General features: G+C 38.6%; 22 protein-coding genes. All 22 read right to left on the bottom strand.

Annotation, left to right across the window (positions count from 1 at the left end; all coding sequences use genetic code 11):
- Positions 1-16: 16 nt before the first annotated feature.
- The 22 genes from M3Z76_RS07535 to M3Z76_RS07430 all read right to left on the bottom strand — a co-directional run bounded on the left by M3Z76_RS07535 (position 17) and on the right by M3Z76_RS07430 (position 23,003).
- Positions 17-259 (bottom strand): YlmC/YmxH family sporulation protein, encoded by a 243-nt coding sequence (locus M3Z76_RS07535; protein ID WP_293922069.1) that lies wholly within the window; start codon positions 257-259, stop codon positions 17-19.
- A 242-nt stretch (positions 260-501) separates the two neighbouring features.
- Entirely contained in the window at positions 502-1,275 is a 774-nt protein-coding gene (gene sigG / locus M3Z76_RS07530; protein WP_293922072.1) for an RNA polymerase sporulation sigma factor SigG, read from the bottom strand.
- Positions 1,276-1,366: 91 nt separating this feature from the next.
- Positions 1,367-2,071, bottom strand: coding sequence for an RNA polymerase sporulation sigma factor SigE (gene sigE, locus M3Z76_RS07525; protein WP_066170302.1), 705 nt, complete (start codon positions 2,069-2,071; stop codon positions 1,367-1,369).
- 16 nt (positions 2,072-2,087) lie between these two features.
- On the bottom strand, positions 2,088-2,912 hold the full coding sequence (locus M3Z76_RS07520) for a sigma-E processing peptidase SpoIIGA (protein ID WP_293922077.1): 825 nt from the start codon (positions 2,910-2,912) through the stop codon (positions 2,088-2,090).
- A gap of 341 nt (positions 2,913-3,253) precedes the next feature.
- Entirely contained in the window at positions 3,254-4,396 is a 1,143-nt protein-coding gene (gene ftsZ / locus M3Z76_RS07515; protein ID WP_293922079.1) for a cell division protein FtsZ, read from the bottom strand.
- 40 nt (positions 4,397-4,436) lie between these two features.
- Positions 4,437-5,729 carry a cell division protein FtsA gene (gene ftsA / locus M3Z76_RS07510; protein ID WP_293922080.1) on the bottom strand — a complete coding sequence of 431 codons (1,293 nt, stop codon included), beginning with the start codon at positions 5,727-5,729 and terminating at the stop codon, positions 4,437-4,439.
- A 286-nt stretch (positions 5,730-6,015) separates the two neighbouring features.
- Positions 6,016-6,378: a small basic family protein gene (locus M3Z76_RS07505; RefSeq protein WP_293922081.1), complete on the bottom strand. Its 363-nt coding sequence runs from the start codon at positions 6,376-6,378 to the stop codon at positions 6,016-6,018.
- 3 nt (positions 6,379-6,381) lie between these two features.
- Positions 6,382-7,101 (bottom strand): DUF881 domain-containing protein, encoded by a 720-nt coding sequence (locus M3Z76_RS07500; RefSeq protein ID WP_293922082.1) that lies wholly within the window; start codon positions 7,099-7,101, stop codon positions 6,382-6,384.
- Positions 7,102-7,113: 12 nt separating this feature from the next.
- The gene (locus M3Z76_RS07495; RefSeq protein ID WP_293922084.1) at positions 7,114-7,842 is read right to left on the bottom strand and encodes a DUF881 domain-containing protein; all 729 of its coding nucleotides are present in this window, start codon (positions 7,840-7,842) and stop codon (positions 7,114-7,116) included.
- Positions 7,820-8,641, bottom strand: a complete 822-nt coding sequence (locus M3Z76_RS07490) for a cell division protein FtsQ/DivIB (protein WP_293922086.1) — start codon at positions 8,639-8,641, stop codon at positions 7,820-7,822. Before M3Z76_RS07490 ends, M3Z76_RS07495 begins: the two co-directional genes overlap by 23 nt.
- Before the next feature lie 83 nt (positions 8,642-8,724).
- Positions 8,725-9,810 carry a putative lipid II flippase FtsW gene (ftsW, locus tag M3Z76_RS07485; protein WP_293922088.1) on the bottom strand — a complete coding sequence of 362 codons (1,086 nt, stop codon included), beginning with the start codon at positions 9,808-9,810 and terminating at the stop codon, positions 8,725-8,727.
- A 19-nt stretch (positions 9,811-9,829) separates the two neighbouring features.
- A complete protein-coding gene (murD, locus tag M3Z76_RS07480) occupies positions 9,830-11,182 on the bottom strand; it encodes a UDP-N-acetylmuramoyl-L-alanine--D-glutamate ligase (RefSeq protein ID WP_293922090.1) in 1,353 nt (450 codons plus the stop codon).
- Positions 11,179-12,153: a phospho-N-acetylmuramoyl-pentapeptide-transferase gene (mraY, locus tag M3Z76_RS07475; RefSeq protein WP_293922092.1), complete on the bottom strand. Its 975-nt coding sequence runs from the start codon at positions 12,151-12,153 to the stop codon at positions 11,179-11,181. Before mraY ends, murD begins: the two co-directional genes overlap by 4 nt.
- Before the next feature lie 21 nt (positions 12,154-12,174).
- Positions 12,175-14,103 carry a penicillin-binding transpeptidase domain-containing protein gene (locus M3Z76_RS07470; RefSeq protein WP_293922093.1) on the bottom strand — a complete coding sequence of 643 codons (1,929 nt, stop codon included), beginning with the start codon at positions 14,101-14,103 and terminating at the stop codon, positions 12,175-12,177.
- A gap of 72 nt (positions 14,104-14,175) precedes the next feature.
- Complete coding sequence (locus tag M3Z76_RS07465; protein WP_483310150.1) at positions 14,176-16,326, bottom strand: penicillin-binding protein; 2,151 nt, start codon at positions 16,324-16,326, stop codon at positions 14,176-14,178.
- A 65-nt stretch (positions 16,327-16,391) separates the two neighbouring features.
- Positions 16,392-16,769 carry a cell division protein FtsL gene (gene ftsL, locus M3Z76_RS07460; RefSeq protein WP_293922095.1) on the bottom strand — a complete coding sequence of 126 codons (378 nt, stop codon included), beginning with the start codon at positions 16,767-16,769 and terminating at the stop codon, positions 16,392-16,394.
- Between the two features lie 15 nt (positions 16,770-16,784).
- The gene (rsmH, locus tag M3Z76_RS07455) at positions 16,785-17,723 is read right to left on the bottom strand and encodes a 16S rRNA (cytosine(1402)-N(4))-methyltransferase RsmH (protein WP_293922097.1); all 939 of its coding nucleotides are present in this window, start codon (positions 17,721-17,723) and stop codon (positions 16,785-16,787) included.
- A gap of 21 nt (positions 17,724-17,744) precedes the next feature.
- A complete protein-coding gene (mraZ, locus tag M3Z76_RS07450) occupies positions 17,745-18,176 on the bottom strand; it encodes a division/cell wall cluster transcriptional repressor MraZ (protein WP_042471679.1) in 432 nt (143 codons plus the stop codon).
- Positions 18,177-18,352: 176 nt separating this feature from the next.
- Positions 18,353-19,969 carry a bacillithiol biosynthesis cysteine-adding enzyme BshC gene (bshC, locus tag M3Z76_RS07445; RefSeq protein WP_293922100.1) on the bottom strand — a complete coding sequence of 539 codons (1,617 nt, stop codon included), beginning with the start codon at positions 19,967-19,969 and terminating at the stop codon, positions 18,353-18,355.
- 94 nt (positions 19,970-20,063) lie between these two features.
- Positions 20,064-20,453, bottom strand: coding sequence for a DUF3397 domain-containing protein (locus M3Z76_RS07440; protein ID WP_293922103.1), 390 nt, complete (start codon positions 20,451-20,453; stop codon positions 20,064-20,066).
- Positions 20,450-21,355 (bottom strand): 2-dehydropantoate 2-reductase, encoded by a 906-nt coding sequence (locus tag M3Z76_RS07435; RefSeq protein WP_293922105.1) that lies wholly within the window; start codon positions 21,353-21,355, stop codon positions 20,450-20,452. The genes M3Z76_RS07440 and M3Z76_RS07435 overlap by 4 nt, the downstream gene beginning before the upstream one ends.
- A 112-nt stretch (positions 21,356-21,467) precedes the next feature.
- Positions 21,468-23,003, bottom strand: coding sequence for an acyl-CoA carboxylase subunit beta (locus M3Z76_RS07430; RefSeq protein ID WP_293922107.1), 1,536 nt, complete (start codon positions 23,001-23,003; stop codon positions 21,468-21,470).
- Positions 23,004-23,013: the final 10 nt, after the last annotated feature.

Genomic DNA, 23,013 nt, shown 5'->3' with positions numbered 1-23,013 from the left:
TTATCATTCTTTCCCGCTATGCCAAAACACCTTTTACTAAAATAACATCCTTACCAATTGTCAAAATATCATTTATAGAAATTTTTCGTGTTACTTCTTCCCCCTGAAAAATATGCAATATTTTTTTCGGCTCTGCCACAAGAAACCCTGTAATCATACCGCTCTTTTCGCAAATTTCAGCATCAACAATATAGCCGATAAAGCGACCGCTTCCTGCCTCAATAATTTCCTTTTGCTGCGCCACTGAAAAACGCATCATATCCACTCCTCGAATTGTGTCTAAATTGTAGGTGTGCCTGGCACTCTAAAATAAAAAAATCCACTTACAACGAGTGCGTCTAAGTGGATTTTCATTATTATATCGTCTGAAAGTGGCACGTTAGACCGCTTTCTTCTTGAAATATTCACCATTAAGAAAATGGTTACTTTTATGGACTTCAAAGTCTTTTTTTTAATTTTAAAACAGATAAGTGCAAGTAGTGCACTAGCAACGCTCACCTATTACTGCAAATAATCGGCCTGCATCATTTCAATTGCGCTTTTTTCTAAGCGTGAAATTTGTGCCTGTGAAATGCCCAATGATTTAGCAATCTCCGTCTGCGTTTCACCATAGTAAAAGCGTTTCGCTACAATAAGCTGCTGTCTTTCATCTAATTTTTGCAGACTTTCCTTCACTGACACATAATCAACCCATTGATCCTCAGACACATCGCCCTTTAGCTGATCCATTAAATACATCGCATCACCGCCATCGGAATAAATTGGCTCCTGCAATGAAACAGGATCTTGAATGGCATCGAGTGCAAATAGCACATCCTCTGGCTTCATTTCAATCGCCGCTGCTAATTGTTCAATCTTTGGCTCATATAAATTTTCCGTGATAAATCGCTCTTTTGCCTGCATCGCTTTGTAAGCAATGTCTCGCAATGAGCGTGATACACGCAGCGCATGATGGTCACGCAAATGTCTGCGAATCTCTCCGATAATCATCGGTACAGCATATGTCGAAAAACGTACATTATGCTTTAAATCAAAATGATCGATTGCTTTTAATAAACCGATACAGCCCACTTGGAATAAATCATCAGCCTGCTCACCACGATATGAAAAGCGTCCTACAATACTTAATACTAAACGTAAATTACAAATAACAAGCTCCTCACGTACAGCGATATTTCCCGCTTGTAATTGAATGAATAACTCACGCATTTCCTCATGTTTTAACACTGGGAGCTTTGCTGTGTCTACACCACATAGCTCTACTTTTGTTCGCATCAACTATTCCCCTCCGAACGATTATCTTTCGTTCAGTTTGTCCCGGGATAAAGTAGGCTATGCGTAAAAATGGACGGCAAATTCATCCAAGTTATGCAATTGGCGCATTTAAATATTCGCGCAATTCCAATATTATTTTTTTCTCTAAGCGTGAAATGTATGATTGCGAAATTCCTAAATGATCAGCTACTTCCTTTTGTGTCATTTCTTCTTTACCATTTAAACCAAAACGACATTCCATAATGTATTTTTCTCGTGGGTTTAGGCAATTAATTGCACTAAACATATGTTGACGCTCGATTTTGCGCTCCACATCATTCGTTATAATATGCACCTCTGTACCTAAAATATCCGATAGTAATAACTCATTGCCATCCGCATCAGAATTCAGTGGCTCATCAAATGATACTTCACCTTTCATACGGCTTGTTTTTCGTAAATGCATTAAAATTTCATTTTCAATACAGCGTGAAGCATATGTTGCGAGCTTTATATTTTTTTCTTTATTAAATGTTTCAATCGCTTTAATTAAGCCAATCGAACCAATACTAATTAAATCCTCAATCGGTGTACCTGTATTATCAAAGCGTCTTGCGATATAAACAACGAGACGCAAATTTCGTTCAATCAATGTATCTCTTGCGGATAAATCCCCATTCATAAAGGCTTCAACGACAGTTAATTCTTCTTCTCTAGTCAATGGTACTGGCAATGAATCATGTCCTCCTATATAGTATGTTCCTTTGCGAAAGAACTTACTCCAAATATTTTGCAAATACGCTACTAGTTTTTGAATCAATCATTCTCCTCCTTTATTGTTGACTGGAAAGCGCTAAAACATGAAGCATCATATCAGCTTGCTGCGGAAAATTGGCATCATTTTTCGTTAGTACGACATAATGTCCCGTCACCTTTTGTTCATTAATCGTCCATTCTGTTAAACGAAATGCAGGTACAATCGCCTTACTTTGCACAGTTGTCAATGGTATTAGACGAATAGATGTTAACCACTCACGTGGAAACATCGACAAATTATAAGGGGATGCCGCATCCCATAAAGTGATTGCCTCATTGATAGCATCAGGTAGCTTATCCTTAATCATCTGATAGGAAATAAAATGTACAGGTTGTTGACTAATAGGCTCTGTACACATATTTCCCGTATCGATAAAGCCCCGTAGCTCCAATTTTGTATCACCTAAATGCAATTTACATGTTACTACATAGCTTGCCTGTATTTTTTGTTGCCAAAAGTTGCGCCATTTTATTTCTGCCCCTTTTGAGCTAAAAATGGCAAGCAGGCTACAAAGTACAATATAAAAAAGCAATGAACGACCTGCTAAAAAAGGTTGTACTGCTGTTAATAAGCCTCCTAGAAATATCGTTGCCACAACAAGTACTGCTGTTTGTTTCAGTAAAATACGATATTGGAATGAAAAGGCTATGCCAGCTAATAAAAGGGCACTTATAACAGCAACCATAAATGATTGTGTAAAAATTGCACTAATTGCACCACTTATAAAAGCAGCAAATAAAGCTCGCCTTTTCGTCACATAGACATTAGTTATTTTGCTTATAAACAAGACGAGTAAATAATTAAATAGTGTATTTATTAATACAAGCCATTCGCCAACCATGTATTCGCTTCCTCCTAGTTAGAAGCTTACCATTAACACTATGTTAGAAATTGTCACTTCATTGTATTCATTTCATAAAAAATTTAGACAAGAAAACGCAAAAAAATTGGGAAATTGACAAAATAGGCAGGGAACGATAGAAAAAATGAGAGTAATACAGCACTCTTTCTGTAGCTATTCGTATTTTCTTTAGAAATATTGACTAGTAAAAAAAGTAAAATAAAGAGGCATTGTTGCGAAGTCATTATAGAAGCGAATCTCTATATCATCTATTTTCATGAACAAAACAAAAATGAGGATGTTAGGAAAAGCTTTGCCTTTCCTAACATCCTCATCATTTGCTACCCACGATTTCTACGGTTACGTAAAAATGTTGGGATATCTAATGTATCTTCTTGTTGATAGTTTTGTGTTTGACGTGGTGCTTCCTGTTGTACAGGCTCTTGACGAGACGTTTGCTGTTGCTGTACAGGAGCTTGCTGTTGTCTCACACCCATGCTTGGTCGCACGTTTTGACGTTGTGTTAATATATCATCAGAGAAGCCTGTTGCGATAACTGTTACGATAATTTCATCATCTAAGTTATCATTAATAACAGAACCGAAAATCATATTTACTTCTTCATCTGATGCAGAAGCTACGATATCTGCTGCTTCTTGTACTTCGAACAAGCTTAAATTTGTGCCACCTGTAATATTCATGATAACACCTTTTGCACCATCGATTGATGTTTCAAGCAATGGACTTGAAATTGCTTTTTTGGCAGCCTCTGTTGCACGATTTTCACCAGATGCAATACCAATACCCATTAATGCTGAGCCTTTATCAGACATAATTGTTTTTACGTCCGCAAAGTCTAAGTTGATTAAACCAGGTGTTGCAATTAAATCTGAAATACCTTGTACCCCTTGACGCAATACATTATCTGCCTCACGGAATGCTTCTAGCATAGGCGTTGATTTATCAACAATTTGTAATAGCTTATCATTTGGGATAACAATTAATGTGTCGACAGCTTCTTTCATTGCACCGATGCCACCTACAGCTTGTGTTTGACGCTTACGGCCTTCAAATGAAAATGGTCGTGTCACAACCCCTACTGTTAATGCACCTAAATCGCGTGCAATTTGAGCGATTACTGGAGCTGCACCAGTACCAGTACCACCACCCATACCTGCAGTAACGAATACCATATCAGCGCCACGTAGCACTTCTTCAATTTGCTCACGGCTTTCTTCAGCCGCCTTTTTCCCTACTTCCGGGTTTGCACCTGCCCCTAAACCTCTAGTAAGCTTTCCGCCAATCTGTAATTTATGTTCGGCTTTTGATAAATTTAAAGCTTGAGCATCAGTATTTACAGCGATAAAGTCTACACCTTGTACACCATGTTCAATCATACGATTTACAGCATTATTACCGCCGCCACCTACACCTATTACTTTAATGACAGCAAGCTGATCACTACTTGTATCAAATTCTAACATTCATTTATCCTCCCACTTCACTCGACTTTTCGTAAGCCTACTATTCAAAGAACTTATTAAAGATATTTTTTGCTTTATCAATAACGCTCACTTTATTACTATTATCTGTGTATTCTACTTGCTGAGATTGCTTTTTAGTAGGAGCTGCTTGCGATGTTACCGCAATATATGGTGAAGCATCTGTGACCGCACTTCTTCCGTAGAACTTATCATCTGCATATGCATAACGAATTAATCCTACTGATGTTGTAAATGCTGGGTCGCGTACACCTATATAATCTGGTACAAACACCCTTACACGTGTTTGCATTACTTCTCGTGCAAGCTGGGCAAGACCTTCTAGCTGTGCAACACCACCAGTAATAACAATACCTCCTGGCAAATCGCTAACACCTAGACGTGCTAGTTCATCTAGCACGAGCTCAAACATTTCTTCTAGACGTACCCCAATAATTTCAGCAATATAACGTTGATTATATTGATCTGTTGCATCTGTCCCTACTACAGGTACTTCAAACAACTCATCATCTGAGGCATCATCATAGAAAGCATGCCCAAATTGTCTTTTTATTTTTTCAGCTTGCTCAGTCGGTGTTTTTAGGACAATCGATAAGTCTTTTGTAATATGTTCCCCACCTACTGGGATAACTCCTGTATGCTTTAATAAGCCTTCTTCAAAGACAGCAATTGTTGTTGAACCGCCACCTAAATCGATGTAAGCAGTGCCTTGATTTTTTTCATCTTCTGTCAAAGCAAAATAACCTGCTGCTAAAGGCTGTAAATAAATTTCTCGAATTTGTAAACCAGCTCGCTCTACACAACGCAACACGTTATGTAGTAAAGTTTTTGAAGTTGTAATCATCGTTGCATCCATTTCTAAACGAATGCCTATCATACCGCGCGGGTCTTTAATTTCATCAAGATTATCCACAATAAACTGCTTAGGTATTAAGTTTACTAACTCACGCTCTGGCGGGATAGACATAACTTGTGCAGACTCAATGACGCGTTCTAAATCGTCATCACCAATTTCACGATTTTCACTATTTACAGCAACGACACCTTTTACCGGTTGTAAAAATGTTTGATTTGCTGGCACACCTAGTATTACATCGTGTATTTTAATCCCTGTCATTCTTTCAGCTTGCTCAACTGCTTTTTTAATTGATTGTACCGTTGCATCAATATCAACAATGGCGCCTTTACGAATTCCAGTCGATTTTACATGACCGACACCAATTACATGTAATTGTTGCTCACTCATTTCACCTATTAGCACTTTAATAGAGGATGATCCAATATCCAGCGAAATATAAATATCCTGTTGACTCAACTCGCTGCACCTCCTTCTAATACTCCTAATGTTCATTCTATTGCAATTTTTCGTTGTTGTCTAAGCTTATTCGCTTTTGTAATGAAATTTTAATGAGATTTCACTTCATTCAGTACAATACTCCCACCTCTATCGTTAAAGAGATAGCTACTTTTTTAATAAATGTCTAAATACCTATTAAACTGCGCTAGGCTTACAACGAATATGATAACTTAAAAAATGAAGCGAATTGGCTATCTATATATACTTTACCGCTTATTTCCTAGCAATTCACTCTAAAAATTTATTATATTTCTTGTTTTTTTACTTTTCTCTCATCCAGTTTCGTTAATAGTATACGTCGAATGACCGCTATATTTTGAAACAAGCGAACACCAAATGCAAAAATTGCGGCTAAATATAAATCAACACCGATATGGACACCTAAAAAGGCAAGACCTGCTGCAAGTGCAATGTTAAAGAAAAAGCCTGATATAAATACTTTATCATCGTATACTTCCTGCAATTTTGCGCGTATACCACCAAACATTGTATCAAGTGCAGCCAACACTGCAATCGATAAATAATTTTCATACACTGCTGGAATTTGAATATCCGTTAATAGACCTAGCGCAACACCTAAAATCAGTCCTAATAATGGCAGCCACATATTCTAATCCCCTTTAGTTGCTTCGCTCAAATAGCTCTTAGTTATTTGAGTTGCTATATTTTTAATTTGAATAAAGCTTTTCACATCGCCAACAACGAGCTCTAGATTATCAATATAAAACTCGTCCATTAATGAAGATGAAAGCAAATAATTATACAATTTTTGCGCTAGTTCTTTAGATGGCATAATAATTTTCACTTCGACATCCGTTTTGCTAATTGGCACACTATTAATTGTTGTGGCTCCATTAATATCTCGAATAGCTGAGGTATATAGGAGTCGCTGACCATCAATTTCAACATATTGACCACCATTCCGATAAATATCATTAACTAAACGAAATAAAAGCTCTGGAGAGATCGCCTCTATCTCATAGCCATACTCAATTAATTCTTTGGCAGGTTTAATTGTAAGCGTTAAACCTGGTCCTGTAACAGGTGCTAATCCAATTTGACGATGTAAATCAAGAACTGTTTCTTGCAATACAAGCTCTGGATTGCTTGAGTTCGCATCCTCATATTTACTTACGACTTCATTCATTGCTTGAATATTTGTTAATAATTCAGAATGGCGCTTTTTTTCCTCGGATAGTGCTTGTCTAATTTCCCAAATATCCCTCGTATCTCGTTCCTCTGGATTTTGCATCGTGTTATACTGCACAGCTAGCATAAAGCCTATGACAAAAGAAATAAGCGTAATATGCAAGCTTTTATTCTTCTTCATTTACCTCCCCCCTCAACTTTCTGCCGTATTGGAAGGCATGGAAATTAAATTGCTTTTTTCAAAGGTCACATTAATTTGCTCATTTAATAATTGATCAAAAACGCCTCCTGGAATTTCTAATGAGGCAATAAGCGTATTCGGCTCTCCTATCGCTTCAATAACAAATGGCGCTGGCGATTGCTTGCCATCAATCGTAATGACAGGACCATTACAGCTTATATAAGAATTTGTTTTTAAGCGCTGGCCGTTAATAGCAATTGCCTCTGCTCCTGCAATTTTCAGCTCTGTTAGCACTTTAAAAATATGGCTTTCATGCACGATATAATCATTTGGATTCGTCGAATTTGGATCATACGCTCCATCTGCTAACGTTAAGCGGATGCCTTGTCCTTGCCCCGCAATATCACCAAGCAAAAGTCGTAAGCGCTCCGCCTCTGCCACTAAATCCTCATGCTGCTCTGCGTTAGCTGTTAAATTCTTCTCATAGCTGCGAATGGTTTGTTGCAAATGATTCAGCTCATCAGCTAGCTCTTTATTGCGCTCTTGCTGAGTAATGAGCTCTTCACGATATGTTTCCTGCTGTTGTAAATAGATAGGTGAGCGTGAGCTTAATTTTTTATTATCCTTTGTTAAATTATAGGAAATACCAATGATAAAGCCTATCATGATACAAACGATCAGCATAATAAAATATTTACGTTGAAAGAAGGAGGGCCTATTATTCCTCTGATTGTTCTTCATTTTGCTCCACTCCTTGTTGCTCGTCCTCAGCTTCCTCAACTTGGGCATACTCTTTGACATAAGAGCGATAATACTCCCCTACTTCAATGTCAATAACGCCTTTTTCATGCCCCTCTGTATTTTCAATTACTGCCACAATTTTTGGATAATGATTTAGCTTACTCGCAAGCGTCGTAATTTCTGCACGTACCTCATAGCCATCATTCATAAATAAAGTAATTGCATAGGGGTCAGTAGCTGTTGGTGTTGCTTTAATTTGTGAAATCATCGCTAACACCTCTTTATTTAGCTTGGCAAGCTCCTTTAATAGACGTTTGCGAACTTTTTCATCATCAAACTCAAGAAATATTGGTGCATCAATTGGCACAAGCTTGTCCTGCCATGATAAAATCACACCATTTTCTAGCATCGGATAAAAGTTACTATCCTTTGCTATATAGGCTACCTTGCTCCATTCCTCTATTTGAATAGAAACTGTTGTCAGCCATTTTCGCTTAACAGTGACGGCCTTCACCCAATCTTGCTTCAATATTCGAGCCTCAATATCATTTTCTTTAAAGCTCCACATAGAGTCTCCAACATTCAAGCCTGATTGCTCCTTATAAAATGTCTCATCTTCAATACTTCCACCGGTGACATCAATTGTTTTAATATCACTATAAGGTGATTGGAAGTAAAGGAGTAAAAATAAAATCACACCGAATATTGTTGTTAATAAAATAAATTTAACGTTTGAGCGCCGCCGACGTTTCGCTCTTAGTGTAGGGATACGTTCTTCTATATCAATTACTTTTTTCAATTTTTACTCCTCCTTCCTGTTGTATTCATTTACTATTTTTCATTGTCCTAAGAGAGAAAAATTGCTTTTCAATATCAAATTCATTACGTCTCGGCGTAATTGATTTTTATAATGAGCGCAACCGTTATCCAAATAACGATTAATGAAGTGCCACCGTAGCTAATGAATGGTAGCGTTACCCCAGTTACTGGTAATAGACCAATAACTACACCAATATTCAAACAAGTTTGTAGCACGAGCATCGTCGTTAAAGCACTTATCATATAAAATTGCTCTAAACCATATGCTCGAATGGCTAACGTATAGCCGCAATAAAATAAAGTAGCAAATAAAACTAATATTACGCCCCCACCAACGAATCCCATTTCCTCTAATATAATCGAGAAAATAAAATCATTTTGTGGCTCTGGTAAATACAAATATTTTTGGCGACTTTGCAAAAAACCATGTCCAAATAATCCTGCTGGTCCTATAGCCATTAAAGATTGCACTGCCTGAAAGCCACTGCCAAGCGGATCAGACCATGGATCTAAAAAGGATTTAATACGCTCTAAGCGATATGGTGCTGAAATGATGAGCCCTATTAAGCCAGCTCCACCAGCTAGCATTAAAAAAATATACAGCTTAATCGGATACTTTGCGATAAAAAGTACAATAAAGGCTGTCACAACTAAAATAAAAACAGAGCCAAAATCGGGCTGTAGCATAATCAAAATCACTGGTAAAAATATGATGATGAAATGCTCTAGCTTTACAACTTTTTCAAAGGACTTCACCTTTGAAAGCCGTGCACTTAAATATAGCAATGTTGTAATTTTCACAAGCTCTGCTGGCTGAAGTGTTAATGGACCAATACCAATCCAGCTTCGAGAACCGTTACGCCAAATCCCAATACCTGGTATTAACACAAGCACAAGCAGCAATAAAGAAAACAAATAAAGCATGAAAAGCTTTTTTTCCGTTAACGCTGGACCTTTTATAATCATGACAAACACAAGACATGCTATAACAAAATAAATCATTTGTTTAATATAAAAGGGCGTTTGTCCTTCATAATGAATTGCGCTCCAATATGTACTAGCTGAGTACACAAATACAATTCCAATTATCGTTAACAGCAATGCACAAAAAGCGAATAGCTTCTGATAATAGTGCGTCAGTAAGGGCATCCTTTCTTATAGGACTTTTTTAAATAAGCTTCATCACCGCATCAATAAACAAATCACCACGAATTTCAAAGCTCGCATATTGATCCCAGCTTGCACATGCTGGCGATAATAGCATGACATCTCCTGCTGTTACAAGCTTCGCCGCATACATCACCGCATCCTCAACATTCGTTGCTGCAACAGTTTGCTCGACACCACACGATTTAGCAAACTCAATAAAGCGTGCCCCTGTCTCACCAAATGCAACAACCGCCTTTACATTTTCCATGACATTGCGCAATTCCTCAAAGGAATGTCCACGATCAAGACCGCCAGCTAAAAGAACAATCGGTTGAGAAAATGCGGATAAGGCACTTTTTGTCGCAAGACAGTTTGTCGCTTTGGAGTCATTATAAATTTGCACACCTTGCCAATTGCGGACAAATTGCGTACGATGCTTAACGCCAGCAAATGTTGCTAAAATCTCCTTTATCGCAGCAAGTGGACATTCCACTAACAATGCAGCCGCTACAGCACATAAAATATTTTGTAAATTATGCTCTCCTGGCAAGACAATGCTAGAACGATCAAATAAATATTCTCCCTGCCAATAAATAGCTGTCGCATCTGCACTAATTCCTTCTGCAGCTCTTCCGCTTGTTGTAAAAGGAATTTTTTGTGCCTTTGATTTGGCCGCATACGCTGCTACAATTGGCTGCTCTGCATTGTAGATGAAATAATCATGCTCATCCTGATTGCGTGTAATCGCAAATTTTGCATCAGCATATTCCTCAAAGGAGCTATGATAGTCTAAATGCGCCTCATAAATATTCGTTAAAATGGCAATATGCGGCTTAAATGTGCGTGTCCCCATTAATTGAAAGCTTGAAAGCTCTGTCACTAAAACTTGCTCTTTCGTTGCTGTGGCAGCTACACTACAAGCAACCGTTCCGATATTCCCTGCAATTAACGGCTGTCGATTGCCATGCTCTAGCATTTCAAACAGCAATGTCGTTGTAGTTGTTTTACCGTTTGAGCCAGTAATGCCAATAAAAGGAGCCTCACTTACTAAATATGCAAGCTCCATCTCCGTAATGACTGGTAATTGCCGATTTATTGCATCTGCTATAATCGGATTGCTATACGGAATACCTGGATTTTTGACAATTAACTCAAATCCTTCATCAAGTAAATCTTCTGGATGGCGACCACAAATAACGGTAATCCCCTTTGCTAAAAGGCTTTGCGCTTCTGGGTTTGCATCAAATGACTTCGCATCATTTACTGTCACAAATGCCCCGAGGTCATGTAGTAATTCAGCAGCTGCAACACCGCTTTTCGCAAGACCTAATACGAGCACTTTTTTATGCTGCAATCCTGTATAGTGAATCATAGAAACGCCTCCATTATTACTGCGATTAATGCCACAACTAACCCGGTAAACCAAAATACTAAAACAACCTTCCACTCAGACCAACCAGATAATTCAAAATGGTGATGGATTGGGCTCATCTTAAAAATCCGTTTTTTGCGCAATTTAAAGCTGCCTACCTGCAAAATAACTGACAATGTTTCAATAACAAACACTAACCCAACTAATAACAATAAAAGCTCTGCCTTGATTAAAATTGAAATCATCGCTAGTGCTCCACCAAGTGCTAATGAGCCTGTATCACCCATAAATACTTTAGCTGGATTGATATTAAAAATTAAAAACCCTAGCAATGCGCCTGTAATTGCAAATGCAACTAATGCGATGTCTGCCTGCTCATTAAATAAGGCAATGACAGCAAAGGCAGCAAAGGCAATGGATGCCGTTCCTGCAACAAGACCATCTAATCCATCCGTTAAATTAACAGCATTAGAGAAGCCGACAAGCCAAAAGATTAAGAAGGCTACATAAAATAAACCGAAATCAATTGAGTAATCTGTAAATGGAATTGCGACAGCTGTATCAAATGTTCCTAATCGCAATAACATAAATGCAGCAATCGCAATAATAATTTGACCAAGTAATTTTTGTAAAGACGTCAAACCTAAATTGCGCTTGAAAATTACTTTAATGCCATCATCTAAAAAGCCAATCACACCAAAGCCAATTAATACAAGTAACAGCACGACTGTATGTGTTGTAAATAAATTGAAGATATTAGCTGTAACCAATGTAGTCACAATAATAGCTACTAAGTAAATGATTCCACCCATCGTCGGCGTACCTGCTTTTTTCATATGCGATTGTGGACCTTCTTCTCGAATGCTTTGACCAAACTTCAATCTTCTTAAAAGTGGAATTGCGATAGGTGCTAACACAACCGTTAATATGAATGCTGTTGTTAAAATGGTCAATGTTGTTGCAAGTTTCATGTTAAATCTCCTTTAAGTTCATCAATGTTCATGTTTTTCTTCTGTTAAATATAAATGTATTGTACCTTGTTGTTCAAGCTTGCTCCCCGCAGAAGGCATTTGCTCAGAAACAATCGTTCCTTCTCCATGCCATTCAATCGTTAATGGATAATGCTGCTGTACGACTTCATCAACAGTTTGCCCAACAAAATCAGCTACTTCCACCATAATTGGATCTGTCCAAACCGTTACCTTATCAATTTGTTCCTTTGACTTTTCAATGCCAACAACTGGGGCAACGTCCTCTATAATTTGCCCAACAATTGGCGCTGCAATAAGCCCACCAAATTGCAAATGATTTTTCGGATTATCAATTGCTACATAAACGATAATTTCTGGTTTATCTGCTGGAGCGAACCCAATAAATGATACAATATAATCGCCTTCTTTATATCGTCCATTTTCTACCTTTTGGGCTGTTCCTGTTTTTCCACCTATTCGCAAGCCTTCGCGAAATGCTTGCTTACCAGAGCCCTTTGCAACAACAGACTCTAATGCATGGCGCACTTGCGCTGATGTTTGTTCACTAATAACTTGGCGCTTTGCTTCTGGCGTATGCTCCACGATGACCTCTCCATCATCTGCAACAATTTTGGATACAACATGTGGCGTGTATAGCGTCCCTCCATTAATTGCAGCCGCTACAGCTTGCATTTGCTGAATCGGTGTCACAGAAATACCTTGCCCGAAGGATGTTGTCGCATGCTCAACAGGTCCAAAAGCCTTTTCAGAAAATAAAATACCACTTGCCTCACCTGCTATATTTGAGCCTGTTTTTTGACCAAAGCCAAAATCCTTAATATACTGCAATAGCTTTTGTGATCCAACACGTTGCCCGAGTTCAATAAAGCCTGGGTTACAGGAATTTTGAACAACCTCTAAAAATGTTTCATCCTTATGCCCTTCACGCTTCCAGCAACGCAAGCGTGCGCCCTCAACCATCGTATAGCCAGGATCGTAAAAGTGATCCTTCTCCAAATCAACGACTCCTTCTTCTAAAGCAGCGCTCAATGTAATGATTTTAAAGGTAGAGCCTGGCTCATATGTCATGAAAACAGGTAAATTTCGATTGTAAATTGATGAATCAACTTTTTTAAAGTTGGTCGGGTCATATGTTGGAAAAGAGGATAAGGCTAAAATTTCACCTGTATTTGGATTCATTGCAATGCCAATTGCTTGATCCGCATCATAGCGTTGCATTGCTTGCGCTAATTCTCTTTCCATTACTTGCTGTATTGTTAAATCAATCGTTAATTGAACGGTTGCACCCGACTCCCCCTCTTTCCATTCATCATCGACATGCTCCATCTCCATATTTTTCGCATCTGTAAATAAACGAATGGCAGCATTATTACCTGTCAGCATTTCATTATATTCATATTCAATTCCTGCTAAACCTTGGTTATCATAGCCCGTAAAGCCTAGAAATCTTGACAATAATGAACCGTATGGATATTGTCTTACATAATCAACACCGCTATATAAACCTTTAATTTTTAACGCCTGTATCGCCTCCACTTGCTCCTCCGTGATGTTTTTCCCTTCTGGTGCCAGCTTCACTAAATACACAGACTTCTTCATCTTCTCAAGTAATTCTGCCTCACTTGCCTGTAAAATTGGGGCAATTTGCTTTGCAGCAAGCTCCACATTATCATTTTGCTTCGGAATAAAGTAGAGCGTTGGTGCCAGCTTATTCGTTACAATCACTTCATTTTTCCGATCTACAATATTCCCACGCTCTGTAACAAATGGAATTTCGCGGTCCCAATTTGCCTTTGCAAGATCTGTTAGCTCATCATGTTGAATAATTTGCACATATACTAATCGTGCAATAATTGCGAGCCCGTATAAAAAAAAGGCGTACACAACAATTTTCAAGCGCTTTTTTGAAAGCAGTGAAATCCACTTCATTCGACACACTCCGTTTTTAACAAAGTATGTACAGAAGTGGACTTCTATTCTAACTATACAAAACGAACAACCTTAGTCTTGTGGTAATTGCTCGCCGTCTTCGTCAGTGTTTTCCACTTGCGGTGCAAAGCTTTCTTCAGGTGTTTTTAACTTTACAACGATTGGTGCTGTATCTTGAATAGCGGTATTTTCTGAGACGCTTTGACTATCTACATAGCCCTCACCAACAATTTCAATTGGCAAGCCAGATAATGCTTTATATATTAATACATTGCGCAACGACCAGCCGATAAATGATGGCAACGTAATCGTTCCCTCCGTCTTTAAAAAGACGATGCTTCCTTTAGCTACCTCAGTATCTTTTGCAGGGTATTGCTCCACAATTGGTCCACCTTCACCAACAATGACTGGCGTAAGCCCTTGGTTAATAAGGTCTACTTGTACAGTTTCAGCGGATTTTTTTTCATAATCCGCTAATTTTGTTAGCTCTACCTCAGCACTTTCCTCAGGGTTAATATTAAAATATTTCAAGCTATTTTCCATTACCATTTTAAATACAGCTGCTGTTGGTTCAGAGCCAACTTCTGTTTCACCAAGCTTCGGTTTTTTCACAGCAATATACATAATAAGCTGTGGGTCCTCTACTGGCGCCATCCCTAAAAAGGAATACAAATAGTGATTTTTCCCTTCGTAGTAGCCTCCGCCATGCTCTCGAGCGATTTGTGCAGTTCCAGTTTTCCCTGCAACCTCATAGCCTTCTAAGGCAAAGCGTTGAGCCGTTCCTTTGTCGCTCGTTACAGTGGATGCTAAAATTTCTCGCACTTGCTTTGCTGTGTTTGCTGAAACAGGTTGTCCTTTAACAATTGGCTCATCATCTAAAATCACCCTTCCTGTGCTTGGATCAACAATTTTATCAATGACATATGGCTGCATCATTTTGCCATCATTCGCAATAGCCGTCATCCCTTGAATAAGCTGCATTGGTGTTACAGTAGACCCTTGACCAAATGCTGTCGTTACTTTATTAACCGGATACTTAGATAGCAATGTACCTGTTACTTCGCCAGGCAAGTCAATACCTGTTTTCTGTCCAAAGCCAAAGCGATCTAAATAGTCATAAAAAGTATCTGCACCCATAATAGATAGCATATGTGCCATCCCTGTATTAGAGGAGCGTTGAAAACCTTCTAAGTAGCTGATTGGTCCCCAGCCTACTTTATTATGGTCACGAATTGTACGATCATAAACTACATATTGTCCTGACTGAAATTGCGTATTCGGATGCCAGTTACCTGAGTCAACCGCTGCTGCTAATGTGAAAGTTTTCATTGTCGAGCCTGGCTCGATAACATTTTCAATCGTTTCATTGAGCCAGTTACTTTCTAAACCGACGCGGTCTGCAGGATCAAATGTTGGACGCTGTGACATTGCTAAAATTTCACCTGTTTTAGGATTGGCAACAATCGCTGTCATCGATTCAGGATTATATTGCTTGTCCACTTGTGTCATTGCTTCATCTAAAAAGTTTTGAATTGTCTTATCTAATGTTAAGTAAATATCCGCACCGTCTTTTGCGGGCTGAATCATTTTTTCACTATTTGGCAATAAGTAGCCTTTGCGATCGCTCTCATAGGATATTGAGCCAGGTGTACCTGTTAACTGTTCATTATATGTGTACTCTAGCCCCATTTTCCCAACAGTTTTTATTGTATTATCCTCCTGCTTTTCCTCGACTGCAAAGCCAATTAAATGCGAAGCGAATGGTCCATTTGGATAATAGCGCTTCGTATCCTTTTCAAAAATAATACCTGACAATCCATGCTCTTCAATTGCTAATTTTGTATCATAGCTAATCTTCCGTCCTGCCGCACCAAATTCAACCTGATATGGCGTTCTACCATCTGATAGCTTTCTCGTTAAAATTTGATAAATCTCTTGTTCATCCATTTCAATGTATTGCGCTAATATTTTTGCTGTTTCTGCTGGATCGACAACATGAACAGGCTCTTTTGAATTTTTAGATGCATCTTCATTAACAACTGCGACAAGCTTATATGCTAAAGTGTCTTCAGCAATAACATTGTCATTACGATCTAAAATACGCCCTCGATTTGCTGCAAGATGCACCTCTCGTGCATATTTAGCAGCAGCCTCCGCCTGTAATGAATAGCCATTTACTTCACTAGCCGTTTGTAAATGGACTATCCGCCAAAATAATAACAAAAAGAGCCCTCCATATAGTAAAAACATCAGGAAGGCTCCTTTTTGGAAACGAAATGTACTCTTTTTCATTCTCCCGGCACTACCTTTACATTTTTCTCGTTAAGAGTTAAACCGAGTTCTTGTGCTCTTTTCAAAATTCGTTCATAAGCCGACAACTCACTAACCTGCACTTTCAAACCTACATTTTGATTCGCAATTTCAGATATTTCTTTTTCGATTTGCTGTATTTCCATACTTGTTGTTTGAATTTTACTTTGTGTATGTAGGATTGCAACTGCCATAATTGCTACTACTACTAAAAATAACATGTATAAAAACTTTTCTCGTTTAGAAATAAATGCTTTGCTCTTTTTATAGTTCGGTTTCTTGCTAGGCTGCTGTGGTGGTTGTGGTGATACTGCAGGTTGTTGGATATACGGTTGTTGTCTTACACGTACTGCCATCGTCAGCCACTTCCCTTATTGATTAATTTTTTCAGCGATACGAAGCTTCGCTGAACGTGAACGGTTATTAGCCTCTAGCTCCTCTTCTGTTGGAACAATTGGCTTTTTCGTAATTAATTTTAGCCTTGGCTTCATATTATCTGGAATAATCGGTAAACCTGGCGGCAATTCCGGTAATGAAGAAGCCTCTTTAAATATCGTTTTGCAAAGACGATCCTCTAATGAGTGGAATGTAATAACGCTAACTCGTCCACCAATCGCCAATAGGTCTATCGCATCCACGATAGAGTCCTCAGCTACTCCAAGCTCATCATTGACAGCAATGCGAATCGCTTGAAATACGCGCTTTGCAGGATGTCCTCCTGTACGACGAGCAGCCGCAGGAATTCCTTCTTTAATTAATTCTACTAATTGCCCTGTCGTTTCAATTGGGGCAGTTTTACGTGCCGCTTCAATTTTGCGAGCAATTTGCTTTGAAAACTTTTCTTCACCATAGCGGAAGAAAATCCTCACTAAATCCTCGTATGACCATTCATTCACTACATGGAATGCTGTTAATTCAGCAGTTTGATCCATGCGCATATCAAGCGGGGCATCATGATGATAGCTAAAGCCTCTCTCTGGTGTATCCAATTGTGGGGAAGATACGCCTAGATCATATAAAATTCCATCCACTTGTTGAATATTTAGTGCATATAGCTCGTCCTTTAAATATCTAAAATTTGAATGGACAAACGTCACACGATCTAAATAATCGGCTAATCGCACCTTTGCATTATTAATTGCTATCGTATCTTGGTCAAAACATATAAGCCTTCCATTCGGAGACAGCTGCTGTACGAGGTATTCGCTATGACCAGCGCCACCTAATGTGCAGTCTACATATACCCCATCTGGATTGATGTTCAATCCATCAACCGTCTCCTTCAATAATACAGTTGTATGATTGAACATAGTCTTTACTCCTTCAAAGCTTTAAAAATCAAAGCCTATCATATTTTCTGCTATTTCGTTAAATGATGCTTCAGATTCATCATAGTATGTATCCCAAGCTTCCTTCGCCCAAATTTCTATCCTACTTGATACACCTAATACAACACATTCTTTTTCAAGATTTGCATATTGGATTAATGTAGCTGGAATATTGATGCGACCTTGCTTATCCAATTCAACCTCCGTTGCACCTGAAAAGAAGAAACGCGCAAATGCACGAGCATCCTTTTTCGTCATCGGTAGGTTCTTTAATTTTTCTTCAAGCTTTCGCCATTCATCCATAGGGTATCCAAAAATACAGTTGTCCAATCCACGTGTAATAACAAACGTTTCACCTAGTGATTCTCGAAATTTCGAAGGCACTATGAGACGTCCTTTTACATCGACGGAATGTACGTATTCCCCCATGAACATGCTACTCACCCCACTTTACTAATAAATGTACCACAAGCCCCCACTTTTCACCACCCATTCCTCCCATTTCTTGTACTATAATAAGAAATTACGTAAATAGACCTTGCTTTCCTAGGGGTGAATGATAATTTAAGCATACTAAAAAGCTATTCCTTAAAAGAAATAGCTTTTTGGTCTCAAATCATTATACAATTATGTCGGAACGAAGGGACTAAATTTAGTTCAATAAGACTATCTATTAAAGTCGGACCATATAGGTTTAAATACTGATACGGATTAAATAAGCGTTCTTGCAAATTATTATTAGGGAAAAGCTCTGTTAACAACAAATCAAATTGCTTTATTTTCACATCATGCTTCTGCAATATTTCTTGTTCAATCTTAGAAGCCAAATAATCAAATTGCATACGATGATATTGCTTATTTTTTTCTACAATATTATGCAGGTTTAATTGCTGACCATCTAAATAGTGCTCAAGCTCCTCATAGTGTGCAAGTAATTGCTGCTGCATTTGAGCAATTTTCTCTTTTACCTGCTCGTCTTGCACTTGCTCAATAAAGCGATTTTTTAATTGCTCCACCTTGCCTTCCATAACGTTAAGCACCGTTAAATTATGCTGTGTCAACAAAGGCTGTACAGCGCGCGATACTAAGGTAATATTTAATCTCGGAGCAAAGATCGGCATTTGTAATTCCAATAAAGAAAAGGCTGGCTTTAATGTTGCCCAATAGGCTAATTCCCCAGGCCCCCCTACAAAAGCTAGTACAGGAATTGTCATTTCTTGCATTAATGGGCGTGTCACCACATTATTGCTTAATTTTTCAGGCGTTTGTTGCGCCACTTCCAGTAGCTGCTCCTTTGTCAGTTTGATATGACCTAGTGTATTTGTAAAATAGCCATCCTTACGCTCTAGTAAAAAACGTTCTCCATCTTGTACGAAAAATAGATTGGCATTGCTTGCTGTTGCTTCAATAGGTTTGCCATAGCCTGCCTGATTGAATGCCTCCTCCTGTAAAACAACTCCTTGCGCAATTTCCTCATTGCGCTCTATTAATCTCACAAAAAACTTAGCTTCATATTGTCGGAATGCTGAAAATGCTGCATCTAACATCAGCAAGCCATGCTTTGCAAATAGCTCATTCATCAACGCTGTGAAGAAGTCTGTAAATGTTGTGCTCGTTTGCAAGTGCATTAATACATTATGTAGTAAATCTTTTGTATAGGCAGTTTCGCCAAAGTCCGCAAAAACGGTACGTACAAATTGTTCCATCTCTTCTTTATTAATTGCTGTTGTCGATGCCATCGTTTTACGCTTTGAACGCTCTTTATAAGCGCGCTTTTTTAACGTTGCATCTACAGTTGTATACGTGTGGTTAATTTCCTCAATATCGTGATCCTCACCAGCAATCCAAAATAACGGTACAACAGGTTTACCAAGCTTTTCACGTTGTTCCTTTGCTAGTAAAATAACCGAAATCGCCTTATGCACTGAATATAAAGGCCCTGTTAATAAACCAGCTTGTTGCCCCCCAACAACGATAAAGGCACCTGCCGCTAGCTCATCTAAATGATGCTTGCTTGCCTCTGATAAACCAAATGGTGTCATATATAACTGAATAATTTTGCTTAATTGCGCTGTATCATATGTTTTTGTTGCTAAATATTGTGCCCGTGCTTGAAAGGCATCTTCATTGAATGCATAATCAAAAAAGTCGTGTATCGTAGACTGCTCATTCCAATACTGTGCCAATATTTCATTTTGTACTGGTAAAACGTTTTGTTCCAGCTTCATTATTCAAACCCTCTCTATCCCTTACTATCTTCTAAAATGATATGCCAACTTACTACATTGTAAACGTTCTGTCGCATTTCGAAAAAGAATTTGCTTACATCGCGACATACTCCAGTACGTTTAGTGTGAGCCCTGCAATGAAAATGAAAAAATAACTTACGCTCAATAATATAAAATAAACACGCCATATTTTTTTTAACAGTTGTGGTACCGCAATTTCTTTTTTTGTTCGCCAATCAATATATGTAAAGGTAATGGCAATAAAAATAGCCATTATAATAAGCGGAATAACAATGGAAACCTTCCAAATGCTTGCAACAGCCATTGGCACTGAGAAAAAGAGTAAAAATGTTGCTACATCTGCCGCAAAACCAAATGCTTTTGTGCTGTTTAAGCGCATTTTACGGCATATAAAATAAGTGATAAAAAGTGCTATTAAGGGACAAATAATAATAATCGCTATTAAAAAAGATAAAAACTTCACATTTTTTCACCGCTCTCCTCTATTGCTAACAGTAGATAGTATAACACGCTTAGTGTTGGTACATCTGCTCCTATTTTTTTCGCTCTTTGAATAACTGCTCCGACAATCGTATCAATTTCAGTTTTTCGTCCAGCTTGTCTATCTGCAAGCATTGAAGAAGTATTTTCAGCTGTCCGTTCACATAATTGATAAACAGCTTGAAACGGAAATTTTTGCTGCATTTCAGGAAATGCCTGCATTAATTCTTGATACAGCTGCTGTAATAAATGATACGCATGTGTATTTTGAATCAATTGCCCATTCCTTACCTGCAAAAGAGCTGTAAGCGGGTTGACGAAGCAATTGAGCAAAGCTTTTTCCAACAGCATTTGCTCCGCATCTGGCTGCTGCTCTATGAAAAACCTTTCGTTACTAGCCGCTTCAAAAGCTTTAATAATGGCTTCATTCCCTCGACCTATAGCTAATTTTAATACACCTAACCCTCGTTGATAAACAGTCGTTTCATTTATTTTCTCTGCACCAAACTGCGCTGAACCGAACATAATATTAGTTTGCTTTAATGTTAACGCTTGCTCATAATGAAGCAAGCCGTTTTGCATAAACAACAGCGAAACATTTTCTAATTTTTTTAATGTAGGAAATAGTGTTTGCAATGCATTATACTTCGTTGCCACAATCACAATGGCTCCACCCTCAACCTGCAATTGCTGCTCGGTAATTGCCGCAACATCAAATTTTTGTGGCTCCCCATTGACATTAAAACGCGTAATACCACCCTTACAAATTTCTATCGCCTGCTCCTCACGTCGCGTCACAATTGTTACTGGATAATGTGCCTCACTTAAAAAGCTTGCCATTAACAAACCAACAGCACCAGCGCCAATTACATAAATACGCTCCATACGCTCACCATCTTTTGTAGTAAATTTTCAGAATTGTTTGTGTGCCTGGCACTCAAAAAACTGCTCTTACTAGTCATTATACATGACTTTCAGAGCAGTTTTCATTGTAAGGTTAAACTGGGTAAACAGGGTGTTTACGGAAAGGTGGTAATATTTGCTTTGAGCCATAATAATGTAAGCGCTTCACTAACGTTTCACGCAAATGGCCTGGTGCAATGATTTCATCGATTACTAGCTCTGAGGCAAGCTTATATAAATCGATTTCTTGTTTATATTCCTCGATTTTTTCTTTCACAAATTGCATGCGCTCTTTCGGGTCCTCAATCGCTTCAATTTTATTTGAATATACCGCATTTACAGCTGCCTCTGGTCCCATTACAGCAATTTGCGCTGTTGGAAGGGCGATGCATACATCTGGTTCAAATGCTGGACCACACATTGCATATAAGCCTGCACCATATGCTTTGCGCACAATAACAGAGATTTTTGGCACGGTTGCAGAGCTCATTGCTGAAATCAGCTTAGCACCATGTCGGATAATTCCTGCTCGCTCCACCTTCGTGCCAATCATAAAGCCTGGTACATCGGCTAGGAATAGCAACGGAATTGAAAAGGCATCACATAGCGTAATAAATTTTGCCGCTTTGTCAGCTGAATCAACGAAAAGTACGCCACCTTTGACTTTTGGCTGATTTGCAACGATACCAACTACTTGCCCATTGATTCTCGCTAAGCCTGTAATAAGCTCTGGTGCAAATAGCCTTTTAATTTCAAAGAAGCTATTTTCATCAATTAATTGATTAATTGCCTCGTACATATCGAACGGTGCATTTTGATTTTCTGGAATAATTTCCTCCAACGTTCGCCCCGCAATAGGTTGAAGTGCCTCTTGCTCAGGTGGCATTTCTCCAAAATTGCTAGGAAAATAGCTTATATATTGCCTCGCCTGTTCAATTGCCTCTTGCTCAGATGTAGCAAGTACATCACCACAGCCACTTACTGAGCAATGCATGCGTGCTCCGCCCATTTCCTCCAATGTTACTTTCTCACCAATTACCTTTTCTGCCATACGTGGTGAGCCTAAATACATTGAGGCATTGCCTTCCACCATAATAACGATATCGCAAAATGCCGGAATATAGGCACCACCAGCCGCTGAAGGTCCAAATAAAATACAAATTTGCGGCACAACTCCGCTCATTCTCACTTGATTATGGAATATTTTACCTGCACCACGTCGTCCTGGGAACATTTCGAGCTGGTCAGTAATACGTGCACCTGCGGAATCAACTAAATAGAGCATCGGTACTTGTAATTTTTCAGCTGTTTCCTGAATGCGAATGATTTTTTCAACTGTACGTGAGCCCCATGAGCCCGCCTTAATTGTTGAATCATTTGCCATCACACAAACTGTTTCACCGTTTATTTTTCCGATAGCACAGACCACGCCATCCGCAGGTAAATCACCTGCTTCACAATTGGCAAAGCGGCCATCCTCTTCATATTGTCCATCATCAAATAGCAAGGCTAAACGGTCACGTACAAATAGTTTATTTGTTTGAGCTAGCTTATCATGATATTTTTGTGCGCCACCTGCATAAATAGCATCGATTTTTTGCTGTAGCTGCTCATTATATTGTTTTGTCATTTTACTCACC

The sequence above is a fragment of the Metasolibacillus sp. genome (assembly GCF_025291715.1).
GTDB lineage: Bacteria > Bacillota > Bacilli > Bacillales_A > Planococcaceae > Metasolibacillus > Metasolibacillus louembei.
Note: the sequence above shows the minus strand (reverse complement) of the source record. Positions and strands in the feature narration are given on the sequence as shown.